The following is a 13,176-nucleotide window of genomic DNA, read 5'->3' on the forward strand; positions in this document are numbered from 1 at the left end:
AGCGTCATGGACCAGTCCGTCACCGGCATTCCGCCATGCACGAGAAGACGCTCGCCAGCCGCAATTCTTGAATCAACCAGGAGTCATTCCATGTCCGCCAATGAACGGCCGTCAGGCCCCGAGGCGCAGTACCAGGCCTTCCTTGACCAGGGCCGCTTCATGCTGCAGCGCAGCGTTTCCACCGGCCGCTACGTGTTCTATCCGCGCGTGCTGATTCCCGGCACCGGCGAGACCGATCTGGAATGGGTGGCAGCCAAGGGCACCGGCACTATCTATGCGATCACCGTCAACCGCGCGCGCAACGGCAGCCACAACGTGGCGCTGATCGACCTCGACGAGGGCGTGCGCATGATGTCGCGCATCGAGGGTGTGGAGACGGCGCCCATCGGCAGCCGGGTCAAGGCACGCATCGCCCTGGTGGATGGCGTGGCAGGCGTGGTGTTCGACCTGATCGAAGGGGAAGCGGCATGAACCAGGCAATTCGCGGCAAGACCGCCATCGTCGGCATCGGCAGCGCCGGGATCGGCGAGGCCCACGGCTTCAGCCCCATCGAACTGCTCGGCCAGGCGTCGCTGAAGGCCATCGCCGATGCCGGCCTCAAGCTCTCCGACATCGACGGCGTATTCGCCGCCACCAGTTCGCACGCCTTCCCGACCCTGTCGGTGTGCGAGTACCTGGGCATCAAGCCGAAGTTCGTCGACGGCACCAACGTCGGCGGCTCCAGCTTCGAGATGCATTTGCTGCAGGCGACCCTGGCGCTGGAAGCCGGCCTCTGCAACGCCGCGCTGATCTGCTACGGCTCCAACCAGCGCACCGCCGGCGGCCGGCTGGTGTCGATGAGCGAGCCGCAGTGGCACGAAACCTTCTACAAGCCGCGCCATCCGATCACGTCCTATTCGCTGGCGGCCAGCCGGCATATGTACCAGTACGGCACCACCCGCGAGCAACTGGCCGAAGTGGCGGTTTCCGCGCGCAAGTGGGCGAATCTCAACCCCGAGGCTTTCGCCCGTGGCCCGCTGTCCATCGACGACGTGATGGCCAGCCGCATGGTCAGCGACCCGCTGACTTCCGCCGACTGCTGCCTGGTCACCGACGGCGGCGGCGCCTGCGTGCTGGTGCGCGCCGACCGTGCCCGCGACCTGCCGAACGAGCCGGTGTACTTCCTCGGCGCGGCCGGTGCGCAGTGGCACCGCTCGGTGGTGTGCATGCCCGACCTGACCGTCACCGCCGCCTCGGAAAGCGGCCCGCGCGCCATGGACATGGCCGGCGTGACGCATGCCGATGTCGACCTGGTGATGCTCTACGACGCCTTCACCATCAACACCATCCTGTTCCTCGAAGACCTCGGCTTCTGCCCGAAGGGCGAGGGCGGGCGCTTCGTCCAGGACGGCCGCATCGCTCCCGGCGGCGCGCTGGCGGTGAACACCAACGGCGGCGGCCTGTCCTGCGTGCATCCGGGCATGTACGGCATGTTCCTGATCATCGAGGCGGTCACGCAGATCCGCCGCCAGGCCGGCGAACGCCAGCTCGGCAAATGCGACATCGCCCTGCTGCACGGCAACGGCGGCACCCTGTCGAGCCAGGTCACCGCCTTCCTCGGCAGCGCCGCGGCACTCTGATTTCCGGATAACGAGAGCCGGTCGCCAGGCCGGCAAGACAATAACGAGCGAGGACTTCCACATGGATATCCATTTCACGCCTGACGAGCTGGCCTTCCGCGACGAAGTGCGAGCCTTCCTGCGCGACAAGCTGCCGGCCGACCTGGCGGCCAAGGTGAAACTGGGCAAGCGCCTGAGCAAGGCCGACCACGTCGGCTGGATGCGCGTGCTCAACGAGCGCGGCTGGTACGCCGCGTTGTGGCCGGTGGAGCTCGGCGGCACCGGCTGGAGCGTGGTGCAGAAGCACATCTTCGACGAGGAATGCGCGCTGGCCGGCGCGCCGCGCGTACTGCCGTTCGGCGTGGTGATGGTCGGCCCGGTGATCATCGAGTTCGGCAGCGAGGAGCAGAAGGCGCACTACCTGCCGCGCATCCTCGACATGACCGACTGGTGGGCGCAGGGCTATTCCGAGCCGGGTTCCGGCTCCGACCTCGCGTCGCTGAAGACCCGCGCGGTGCGCGACGGCGACCATTACATCGTCAACGGCCAGAAGACCTGGACCACCCTCGGCCAGCACGCCGACTGGATCTTCTGCCTGGTGCGCACCGACCCCGAGGCGAAGGCCCAGCGCGGCATCTCCTTCCTGCTGATCGACATGAAGAGCCCGGGCGTCAGCGTGCGGCCGATCATCACCCTGGACGGCGAGCACGAAGTCAACGAAGTGTTCTTCGACGACGTGCGGGTGCCGGTGGCCAACCTGGTCGGCAAGGAAAACGAAGGCTGGACCTGCGCCAAGTACCTGCTCACCCACGAGCGCACCGGCCTGGCCGGCATCGGCTTCTCCAAGGCGCTGCTCAAGCAGCTCAAGGCCATCGCCGGCCGCGAGCTGTGCCAGGGCCGCCCGCTGATCGAGGACCCGCTGTTCCGCGCGCAGATCGCCGAGCTGGAAATGCAGCTGATGGCGGCGGAAATGGGCAACCTGCGCATCCTCGCGGCGGCCCGCGACGGCGGCGGTACCGGGGCGGAAAGCTCGATCCTCAAGGTGCGCGGCACCGAACTGCGCCAGGCGATCACCCACCTGCTGCGCAAGGCCGTCGGCCCGTACGCGCTGCCGTTCCTCGAAGAGGAACTGGAGCAGGCCTACGCCGGCGAGCTGCTGCACACCGACTACAGCGCAACCCTGGCCAGCCAGTACTTCATCATGCGCAAGCTGTCGATCTACGGCGGCTCCAACGAAATCCAGAAGAACATCGTTTCCAAAGTGAATCTCGGACTCTGAGAGGCAGCCGACCATGGACTTCAAACTGAGCGAAGAGCAGCAGATGCTGCAGGACACCGCGGCGCGCCTGGTTCGTGATGCCTACGGTTTCGAACAACGCGAGAGCTATCGCCGCACCAAACTGGGCTACGGCGCCGACTTCTGGGCGCAACTGGGCGAACTGGGCCTGACCGGCGTGCCGCTGCCTGAGGCCTACGGAGGTTTCGGCGGCTCCGGCGTGGACAGCATGCTGGTGATGACCGAGCTGGGCCGCGGCCTGTGCCTGGAACCCTATCTGCAATCGGTGGTGTACGCCGGCGGGCTGCTCGCCCAGCTTGGCGACGACGCGCAGAAGGACCGCCTGTTGCCCGCCGTGGCCAGCGCGCAACTGCAACTGGCGGTGGCCTTCGAGGAACCGCAGAGCCACTACCACCTGAACGACGTGCAGACCCGCGCGGAAGCGGTGAACGGCGGCTGGCGCCTGTCCGGGCGCAAGGTCGCGGTGATCGGCGGGCACAGCGCCGGGCTGGTCCTGGTATCCGCGCGGGTATCCGGCGGCGAGCGCGACGAGGACGGTATCGGCCTGTTCCTGGTCGATCCGCAGCAGGCCGGCGTGCGTCGCCGCGTCTACCCGACTGTCGATGGCTTCAAGGGCTGCGAGCTGTTCCTCGATGGCGCCTTCGTCGACGCCGGGAGCGTGCTGGGCGAGCCGGGCAAGGCCTTCGCCGCGCTGCGCTACCAGCAGGGCCGCGCCATCGCCGCGCAGTGCGCGGAAGCGGTCGGAGCCATGGAAGCCACCTGCGACCTGACCCTCGACTACCTGAAGACGCGCAAGCAGTTCGGCGTGGCGATCGGCAGCTTCCAGGTCCTGCAACACCGCATGGTGGACATGCGCAGCGAACTCGACCAAGCCACCTCGATGGCCATGCTCGCCGCCTGCGCGGCCGACCAGCCGGACAGCGACGAACGCAGCCGCACCCTGGCGGCGGCCAAGTTCATCGTCACCCGCGCCGGCCGCTACATCGCCGAGCAGAGCATCCAGCTGCACGGCGGCATCGGCCTGACCGACGAATACGCCGGCTCGCACTACGCCAAGCACCTGGTGATGATCAGCCACCAGTTCGGCGACGATGACCATCATCTGCAGGCGTATAGCCGGTTGATGGAGGTTTGCTGAGCTTCCCCTCACCCCAGCCCTCTCCCAAGGGAGAGGGGGCGGTGGGGAGTCGCCGGTTGGCACAGTGTTTCGCTTGATGCCGGACAACCCCCTCTCCCTCCGGGAGAGGGCAGGGGTGAGGGGCTGCCTTAGTCCCGGTCGATCAGCGAAGTATCCCGGGTATCCGGCATGAACATGTACACCAGCAGCGAAACGGCGATGCCGGCCGTGATGTACCAGAAGAAGCCCGACTCGTTGCCCACGCTCTTGAACCACAGCGCCACGTATTCCACGGTTCCGCCAGCCACCGACTGGGTCAGCGCATAGGGCAGGCCGACGCCGATGGCGCGGATTTCCGCCGGGAACAGTTCGGCCTTCACGATGGCGTTGACCGAGGTGTAGCCGCTGACGATCACCAGGGCGAACATGATCAGCGCGAACGCGCCCCACATGCTGGTGACGCTCTGCAGCATGCTGAGGATCGGGATGGTGCACAGGGTGCCCATCACGCCGAAACCGAGCAGCAGCGGACGACGGCCGACGCGGTCGGAGAGGGCGCCCATGATCGGCTGCAGCAGCATGAAGAGGAACAGCGAGGCGGCCGAGATCATCGTCGCGTCGGCCTTGCTCATCTGCACCGTGTTCACCAGGTACTTCTGCATGTAGGTGGTGTAGGTGTAGAACGCCAGGCTGCCGCCGAGGGTCAGGCCGATCACGGTCAGCACCGCCTTCGGGTGGCGCAGCAGGGTGCGCAGCACGCCTTCCTTCTTCTCGCGCTTCTGCGACTTGGTGAAGGACTCGGTTTCCTCCATGCCGCGACGCAGCCACAGGGCGACAATCGCGCAGGCCGCGCCGATGAAGAACGGAATGCGCCAGCCCCAGGTTTCCAGCTGCTCGGTGGTCAGCACGTTCTGCAGCAGGATCAGCACGCCGAGGGCCAGCAACTGGCCGGAAATCAGCGTCACGTACTGGAAGCTGGCGAAGAAGCCGCGACGCTCCTTGCCGGCCATCTCCGACAGGTAGGTCGCCGATGTGCCGTACTCACCGCCGACCGACAGGCCCTGCAGCAATCGCGCGAACACCAGCAGCGCCGGCGCGGCGACGCCGATGCTGGCGTAGCCCGGAGTGACGGCGATGATCAGCGAGCCGAAGCACATCAGCAGCACCGACAGCAGCAGCGCGGCCTTGCGCCCCTTGCGGTCGGCATACACGCCCATCAGCCAGCCGCCGATCGGACGCATGAGGAAGCCGATGGCGAACACGGCGGCGGTGTTCAGCAGTTGTGCGGTGAGGTCGCCCTGCGGGAAGAAGGCCTTGGCGAAGTACAGCGAGAAGGCGGCGTAGACGTACCAGTCGTACCACTCGACCAGGTTGCCGACCGAGCCGCTGAAGATCGAGCGGAGTTGTTGCGCAGTGGTTTTCGGCGTGGCCGAGGCTACGGCAGTGGTGGAAAGGGTGGTGGAAGTGTCCATCACGAATCCTCTTGTCATTGTTGTAGGGACGCGTCGAGGCGACCGTGATCAGGCAATGGCAAGAGCTGTGCCAGCTACGAAATGGCCGGAATAGAGCGGTTCGTTGGCGTTGGAGCGGGATCGATGAGCGGAAAATTGCCGATCGGCAAAGGGGTGATAAGCGGAAATCCGCCGATGCGGCCTTATCGTTCCCCACGCTCCCGCGTGGGAATGCATCCCTGGACGCTCCTGCGTCCGGACGCGGAGCGTCCAAGGCGGCGCTCCCACGCAGGAGCGTGGGAGCGATTGGTAATTCGCCGATAGAGGCCGTGCATCCTACGGGGGCGTACCGTAGGGCGGGTGCAACCCGCCAATCCGGCGGCGGCGGATTTACAGGAAATCCTCCCGCACCAACCCATGCCGCTGCATCTTCTCGTTAAGGGTCCGCCTCGGCAGCTGCAGCTCGTTCATCACCGCCTTGATCTCGCCCTTGTGCCGCACCAGCGCGCCGCGCAGGCATTGCGCCTCGAAGGCTTCCACCTGCTCGGCGAGCGACTGCCCCGCATTCTCGACGCTGGCCGCACCGCCAGCCATGCCCAGCACATGCCGCTCGGCGGCATTGGCCAGCTCGCGCACGTTACCCGGCCAGGGATGGCTGAGCAGGCGGCTCAGCTCGTCGGCGCCGGGCGGCACGAACTCGCGGCCAAGGCGCTCGGCGGCCGTGCGGGCGAAATGATCGAACAGCAGCGGGATATCCTCGCGGCGCTCGCGCAGCGGCGGCAGGCGCAGCTCGGCGACGTTCAGGCGATAGGCGAGGTCTTCGCGGAAACGCCCGGCGCGCGCTTCTTCCAGCAGGTCGGGCTTGGTCGCGGCGATCACCCGCAGGTCGACGGTGATGCTCTGGTTGGAGCCGAGCCGTTCCAGCGATTGTTCCTGCAGCACGCGCAGCAGCTTGACCTGCTGCGCCAGCGGCATGCTTTCGATCTCGTCGAGGAACAGGGTGCCGCCGTTGGCGTGTTCCAGCTTGCCGATGCGCTTGCCCTGGGCGCCGGTGAACGCGCCGCTCTCATGACCGAACAGCTCGCTCTCGAACAGTTGCTCGGGGATCGCCGCGCAATTCAGCGCGACGAAGGGCTTGCCCGCGCGCGGACCGAAGTCGTGCAGGCAGCGCGCGACCAGTTCCTTGCCACTGCCGGTTTCTCCGCGGATCAGCACGTTGACCGGCGTCGGCGCCAGCTCCAGCACCTGCCGGCGCAGGGTCTGCAGGGCAGGGGAGACGCCGAGCAGGCGCGCCTCGATGTGCTGGCGCAGGTCGGCCTGCTCGCGCAGCTGGCGGTTCTCCAGCACCAGCTGGCGCTTGTCCATGGCGCGGCGCAGGCGTTCCAGCAGGGTCTGCGGGCTGAACGGCTTTTCCAGGAAGTCGTAGGCGCCCTGGTGCATGGCCTCCACCGCCATCGGCACGTCGCCATGGCCGGTCAGGAGGATCACCGGCAGCTCGCGGTCCAGCTGCTGCGCCCGTTGCAGCAGGCCGAAACCATCCAGGCCGGGCATGCGCACGTCGCTCAGGACCACTCCGGGAAAGTCGCGGCCGAGCTTCTTCAGGCCATCCTCGGCGCTGGCGAACGGCTGCACCTCGAAGCCGGACAGCTCCAGCCACTGCTGCACCGCTTCGCGGATGCTTGCCTCGTCGTCGATGACCATCACCGAATTCATTCTCTCTCCTCACCCAGGTCGGCCGGCAGGCGCAGGCTGAAGCACGCGCCGCCGTCGCGGTTGCCGGCTTCCAGGCTGCCGCCGGTTTCCATGACGATGCCATAGGATACCGCCAGCCCGAGGCCCAGGCCTTCGCCCACCGGCTTGGTGGTGAAGAACGGGTCGAACACGCTGGCGAGGTGCTCGGCGGCGATCCCGCCACCGCTGTCGATGACCTCCAGCAGCCAGTGTCCGCGCTGCGGGCGGATGTTCACCCGGAGCTGCCGCCGCGGCTTGTCGGCCATGGCGTCGAGGGCGTTGCGCAGCAGGTTGACCAGCACCTGTTCCAGGCGGATCGCGTCACCACGTACCCAGGCCGGCCGCGCCAGGTCCAGATGCAGTTCCACCGCCTCGTTGCGCAGGCGCGCTTCCAATAACTGCAGGGCGCGGTCGACCACCTGCGCCAGATCGAGACGTTCGCGCAGGCCGCCAGGACTCTTGCGGGCGAAGGTCTTCAGGTGGCCGGTGAGCGCGGCCATGCGCTCCAGTTGCTCGTCGAGACGCTGCAGCACGCCGGCCGCCTGCTCCTCTTGGCCCTGTTCGAGGAGAAGGCGCAGGGTCGCCAGCTGCATGCGCTGGGCAGTCAGCGGCTGGTTGATCTCGTGGGCCAGCGCGGCGGACATCTGCCCCAGCGCCGCCAGCTTGGCCGCCTGCACCAGTCCTTCCTGTGCGGTGCGCAGGGCGGCGGTGCGTTCCTCGACCAGTCGCTCCAGTTCCTCCCGGCTGCGCTGGCGCAGGCGCGCGAGACGCCAGCGCTGGTGCAGGAACAGGCCGAGGAAGACCAGCGCCAGCCACGCCCCGGCAGCGCCCAGGGCGACGCCGCGTCCGGCCTGGATCGCCTCGCGCGGCTGGCGCAGCAGGTGCAGGGTCCAGCCTTCGGAGGGCAGCGGCAGGCTCTGCCAGAGATAGTCGCGCTGGCCTTCCGGTCCGCTGACCCGCTCCATCCGGCTGTGCGCGCCGAGGGATTCCAGGGTGCGATGCTCCAGGGCCTGCAGCGGCTGCTTGTCGTACTGGCGGGTGGACGTCAGTTCGGCGCGCTCGGCGGCGGTCAGCGCGCGCAACTCGCGGTAGCGCCAGCCGGGGCGGTTGGCGAGGAAGGCGATGTCCTTGGCGTCGCTGATCAGCAGCAGGTCCGGCCCGGCGCTCCATTCGCGCTCCAGCTCGGTCAGCTCCAGGCGCACGACGATGGCGCCGAGGAAGTTGCCGTCGTCGTCCAGCACCGCGCTGGAGAGGAAGTAACCGGGCGTGCCGGTGACCACCCCGACCGCATAGAAACGCCCGGTGCCCTTGCCGCGGGTTTCCAGGAAGTAGGGGCGGAAGCCGAAGTTGTGGCCGACGTAGCTGGTCGGCGTCCGCCAGTTGCTCGCCGCCACCGCCAGCCCGTCGCGGTCGAGCAGTTCGAGGGTCGAGGAGCCGGCGGCGCCGTTGATCCGCTCCAGCTTGAGGTTCAACCGCTGCTGCAGCTCGCCTGCCACCGGCCCGCGCAGGGCAACGCGCAGGTCCGGGTCGAGGGCCAGCACCGCCGGCAGCGAGCGATAGCGGTCGATCAGCGTGCGTAGCGCGCCGGCATACAGTCCGAGCTGTTCCTCGGACTGCGCGCTGGCCGCCTGCAACGCGCGCTGCTCGGCCTGGCGCTGCGCCAGTCCGCCGACCAGCAGCATGCCGGCGAGGATGGCCAGCACGGCGAGGGTCAGGCGCAGCGGTCTGTTCAGTTGGAGCATCGGCAATCCTGCCCGGCTGGTCGGCGAAATTGGCGATGATAGCCGCTGTGGCGCCCGCTCAGTTGCCCCGCAGCGCCCGAAGAATCTTCTGCCCGGCCCGCCCATCGGCCGGCTGCAGGCCGAGGCGGCTCTGCTCGGCCTGGATGGCGCGGCGGGTCTTGTCGCCGATCATGCCGTCGGGCTCGCCGATGGCGTGGCCCTGGCCGAGCAGCAGCTTCTGCAGTTCCTTGCGCTCGGCGCGACTGAGACCGGGATCGTCGGTCGGCCACGGCGTGCGCAACCCGCTGCCGCCACGCAGTCGGTCGGACAGCAGGGCGATAGCCAGGGCGTAACTCTCGGCAGCGTTGTAGGAATAGATGGCGTCGTAGTTGCGCTGCACCAGGAAGGCTGGTCCGGTCTTGCCGGTGGGCAGCAGGATCGCCGCCGGGGTCGAGGCTGCCGGCAGTGGCTTGCCGTCGATGCGCGTCACCCCCTGCGCCTTCCACGCCGAGACGGGCTTGCGCTTGCCGCGTCCGGCCAGGCTCGCCGGGAATTGCTCCGGCACCTTTACCTCGTAGCCCCAGTCCGCCCCCGCGACCCAGCCGGCCTTGCGCAGGTAGTTGGCGGTGGAGGCCAGGGCGTCGGGCACGCTGCCGACCAGATCGCGATGCCCGTCGCCGTCGAAATCCACGGCGATGCGCGCGTAGGTGCTCGGCATGAACTGCGTCTGGCCGAAGGCGCCGGCCCATGATCCGGTGACGTCGGGGGAACGCAGGTCGCCCTGTTGCAGCAGTTTGAGTGTGGCGAAGAACTCGCCGCGGAAGAACGCCTGCCGCCGTCCATGGCAGGACAGCGTGGACAGCGAGGTGAGCAGCGGCCGCTTGCCGGTGATCCGCCCGTAATCGCTCTCCACGCCCCAGACGGCGACCACCGTGTACTTGTCCACCTGATAGCGGCTGGCGATGCGTTCGAGCAGGTCATGGTGCTGCGCCAGCATGGCCTTGCCGTCGGCCACCCGCTGCTCGTCCACCAGGCCGGCCAGGTAGTCCCAGATCGGCGTGACGAACTCCGGCTGCGCATCGAGCAGCTCCAGCACGCTGAGGTCGGCCTGCAGGTCCTGCGTGTAGCGCCGGTAGCTGGCGGAGTCCACACCCTTGGCGCGGGCCTGCGGCTGAAGCCGCGCCAGGCAGTCGGCGAAATCGTCCGCGCTGGCGGCCTGGGTCGGAAGCAGCCCCATGCCGATGAGCAGGGCCGGAAGGAAGCGGGAGAGCAGCATGCGTCTGGTCCTCGATGCGGAAGGCGGCCGGTGCCGAAGCGTGGCGCGCCTTCGCTGACGGAAGTTCGATCATGCTGCTGAGCGTAGTCGGCACTGCGGCGCAGGGATTGACCTGGCTGCGGGTCCGGCGGCGATGTATCTGCAGTTGAGGTCCCGGCTAAGTCTCACACCGTGCCCGCGAAGCGCACATGTTCGCGGGCACGGCGTAGGCGGTTACTCGACAGTCACCGACTTGGCCAAGTTGCGCGGCTGGTCGACGTCGGTGCCCTTGAGCACGGCGACGTGGTACGACAGCAACTGCAGCGGGATGGTGTAGAGGATCGGTGCCAGGCTGTCGTGGATCGACGGCATGCCGACCACGTGGGTGCCCAGGCCATTGGTGATGCCCGCGCCGGCCTCGGCGAAGACGATCAGCTCGCCGCCGCGCGCGCGGACTTCCTGCAGGTTGGACTTGAGCTTTTCCAGCAGCTCGTTGTTCGGCGCCACGGTGACCACCGGCATGTCGGCGTCCACCAGCGCCAGCGGGCCGTGCTTCAGCTCGCCGGCTGGGTAGGCCTCGGCGTGGATATAGGAGATTTCCTTGAGCTTCAGTGCGCCTTCCATCGCTACCGGATATTGCGCGCCACGGCCGAGGAACAGGGTGTGGTTCTTCTCGGCGAACAGCTCGCCGACCTTCTCGACCACCTTGTCCATCGCCAGCGCTTCTTCCAGACGGCTCGGCAGGCGACGCAGTTCGGCGACCAGTTCGGCTTCCACGCCGTTCGCCAGGCGCTTCTGCACCTGGCCGATGGCCAGGGTCAGCAGCAGCAGGGCGACCAGTTGGGTGGTGAAGGCCTTGGTCGAAGCCACGCCGATTTCCGGGCCGGCCTGGGTCAGCAGGGTCAGGTCGGATTCGCGCACCAGCGAGCTGGTGGCGACGTTGCAGATCGCCAGGCTGGAGAGGAAGCCCAGTTCCCTGGCGTTGCGCAGCGCGGCCAGGGTGTCGGCGGTTTCGCCGGACTGGGAGATGGTGACGAACAGCGAGTCCGGCTGCACCGCGACCTTGCGGTAGCGGAATTCGCTGGCCACTTCGACCTGGCAGGGAATCCCGGTCAGGCCTTCCAGCCAGTAACGCGCGACCATGCCGGCGTGGTAGCTGGTGCCGCAGGCGACGATCTGCACGTTGCGCACCTTGGCGAACAGCTCGGCGGCCTGCGGGCCGAAACTTTCCACCAGCACCTGCTGGTTGCCGAGGCGGCCTTCCAGGGTGCGCTGGACCACACGCGGTTGCTCGTGGATTTCCTTGAGCATGAAGTGGCGGTACTCGCCCTTGTCGGCGGCTTCGGCGCCTTCGTGGTACTGCACGGTCTCGCGCTGCACCGCCTTGCCGTCGACATCCCAGAGCTGCACGCTGTCGCGGCGGATTTCGGCGATATCGCCTTCTTCCAGGTAGATGAAGCGGTCGGTGACCTGGCGCAGAGCGAGCTGGTCGGAGGCAAGGAAGTTTTCGCCGAGACCCAGGCCGATCACCAGCGGGCTGCCGCTGCGGGCGGCGAGGATGCGATCGGGCTGTTTGGCACTGATCACCGCCAGGCCGTAGGCGCCGTCCAGTTCCTTCACCGCGGCCTTGAGGGCGACGGCCAGGTCGCCGACTTCGGCCAGCTTGTGGTGCAGCAGGTGGACGATGACTTCGGTGTCTGTCTGCGAGGTGAACACGTAGCCCAGGCCTTGCAGGTGGGCGCGCAGTTCCTCGTGGTTCTCGATGATGCCGTTGTGCACCACCGCCAGCTCGTCACGGGAGAAGTGCGGGTGGGCGTTGGCTTCGGTCGGTGCGCCGTGGGTGGCCCAGCGGGTGTGGGCAATGCCGAGGCGGCCCTGCAGCGGCTCGCCGGCGATGGCCTGCTCCAGGCTGGAAACCTTGCCGGCGCGGCGACGGCGCTCCAGTTCGCCCTGGGTGCTGAAGACCGCCAGGCCGGCGCTGTCGTAGCCGCGGTATTCCAGGCGCTTGAGGCCTTCGACGAGGATCGGGGTTACGTTGCGTTCGGCGATGGCGCCTACGATTCCACACATGGGGCTGTCTCCTTTATATGCGCGCGCGGATGACTTTCACCCCGCGCGCCTCGATCTGTGCGCACGCCTCGTCGGAGAGGCGCTCGTCGGTAATCAGGGTCTGAATGCTGCTCCATGGCAGCTCCAGGTTGGGCATGCGCCGGCCGAGCTTGTCCGATTCGGCCATGACGATCACCTCGCGGGCGACCTCCGCCATGACCCGGCTCAGGCCGAGCAGTTCGTTGAAGGTGGTGCTGCCGCGCTCCAGGTCGATGCCGGCAGCGCCGATGAATAGCTGGTCGAAATCGTAGGAACGCAGCACCTGCTCGGCGACCTGGCCCTGGAACGACTCGGAATGCGGGTCCCAGGTTCCGCCGGTCATCAGCAGCACCGGCTCACGCTCCAGTTCGCGCAGGGCGTTGGCGACGTTCAGCGAGTTGGTCATCACCACCAGCCCGGGCTTGTGGCCGAGCTCGGGGATCAGCCCCGCCGTGGTGCTGCCGCTGTCGATGATGATCCGCGCATGTTCGCGGATGCACGCCGCCGCCGCGCGGGCGATGGCCTGCTTGTAGGGCGACAGCGGCTGGCCGGGTTCGGCGATCAGCTCATGCGGCATCGGCACCGCGCCGCCGTAGCGGCGCAGCAGCAGGCCGTTGCTCTCCAGCGCGGCGAGGTCCTTGCGGATGGTCACTTCGGAGGTGGCGAAGCGGCGCGCCAGGTCGTCGACGCTGACCTCGCCCTGCTGGCCGAGCAGGGCAAGGATGTCGTGACGACGCTGCGGCGTGTTGCGTTTCGACATGAGTAAGTTTCGATTCGAAAGATAATGGTGCGAATCAAAGCCGATTAACTTTCGATCGTCAAGTTATCTTGTCGGAGTGGTAGGTTGGTGCTGAACGCAGCGAAGCCCAACATCTGCCGAGCCTGGCACCGTTGGGCTTCGCGTTGCTCAGCGCCAAC

Annotated in this window: 10 protein-coding genes; 4 read left to right on the forward strand and 6 right to left on the reverse strand. The window is 67.6% G+C overall.

Annotated elements, in window-relative coordinates; translation table 11 throughout:
- The first annotated feature begins 90 nt into the window (after positions 1–90).
- From JFY56_RS12735 to JFY56_RS12750, 4 genes are all read left to right on the forward strand, one after another.
- A complete protein-coding gene (locus JFY56_RS12735; RefSeq protein WP_208314120.1) occupies positions 91–471 on the forward strand; it encodes a Zn-ribbon domain-containing OB-fold protein in 381 nt (126 codons plus the stop codon).
- On the forward strand, positions 468–1,619 hold the full coding sequence (locus JFY56_RS12740; RefSeq protein ID WP_208314121.1) for a thiolase: 1,152 nt from the start codon (positions 468–470) through the stop codon (positions 1,617–1,619). The genes JFY56_RS12735 and JFY56_RS12740 overlap by 4 nt, the downstream gene beginning before the upstream one ends.
- A gap of 61 nt (positions 1,620–1,680) precedes the next feature.
- Positions 1,681–2,877 carry an acyl-CoA dehydrogenase family protein gene (locus JFY56_RS12745; RefSeq protein WP_208314122.1) on the forward strand — a complete coding sequence of 399 codons (1,197 nt, stop codon included), beginning with the start codon at positions 1,681–1,683 and terminating at the stop codon, positions 2,875–2,877.
- 13 nt (positions 2,878–2,890) lie between these two features.
- Entirely contained in the window at positions 2,891–4,033 is a 1,143-nt protein-coding gene (locus JFY56_RS12750) for an acyl-CoA dehydrogenase family protein (protein ID WP_208314123.1), read from the forward strand.
- Between the two features lie 128 nt (positions 4,034–4,161).
- Here the strand turns inward: JFY56_RS12750 and JFY56_RS12755 are convergent, their stop codons facing one another.
- The 6 genes from JFY56_RS12755 to JFY56_RS12780 form a co-directional block, all read right to left on the reverse strand.
- Positions 4,162–5,484 carry an MFS transporter gene (locus tag JFY56_RS12755; RefSeq protein WP_208314124.1) on the reverse strand — a complete coding sequence of 441 codons (1,323 nt, stop codon included), beginning with the start codon at positions 5,482–5,484 and terminating at the stop codon, positions 4,162–4,164.
- Between the two features lie 369 nt (positions 5,485–5,853).
- Positions 5,854–7,176: a sigma-54-dependent transcriptional regulator gene (locus JFY56_RS12760; protein ID WP_208314125.1), complete on the reverse strand. Its 1,323-nt coding sequence runs from the start codon at positions 7,174–7,176 to the stop codon at positions 5,854–5,856.
- Positions 7,173–8,936, reverse strand: coding sequence for a sensor histidine kinase (locus tag JFY56_RS12765; RefSeq protein WP_208314126.1), 1,764 nt, complete (start codon positions 8,934–8,936; stop codon positions 7,173–7,175). Before JFY56_RS12765 ends, JFY56_RS12760 begins: the two co-directional genes overlap by 4 nt.
- A 58-nt stretch (positions 8,937–8,994) precedes the next feature.
- Positions 8,995–10,191: a lytic murein transglycosylase gene (locus JFY56_RS12770; protein ID WP_408004405.1), complete on the reverse strand. Its 1,197-nt coding sequence runs from the start codon at positions 10,189–10,191 to the stop codon at positions 8,995–8,997.
- Positions 10,192–10,404: 213 nt separating this feature from the next.
- Complete coding sequence (gene glmS, locus JFY56_RS12775) at positions 10,405–12,240, reverse strand: glutamine--fructose-6-phosphate transaminase (isomerizing) (protein WP_208314127.1); 1,836 nt, start codon at positions 12,238–12,240, stop codon at positions 10,405–10,407.
- Positions 12,241–12,253: 13 nt separating this feature from the next.
- Positions 12,254–13,018, reverse strand: a complete 765-nt coding sequence (locus JFY56_RS12780; protein ID WP_208314128.1) for a DeoR/GlpR family DNA-binding transcription regulator — start codon at positions 13,016–13,018, stop codon at positions 12,254–12,256.
- Positions 13,019–13,176 lie beyond the last annotated feature (158 nt).

The sequence above is a fragment of the Pseudomonas schmalbachii genome (assembly GCF_017589465.1).
In the GTDB taxonomy this organism is placed as follows: Bacteria; Pseudomonadota; Gammaproteobacteria; order Pseudomonadales; family Pseudomonadaceae; genus Pseudomonas; species Pseudomonas schmalbachii.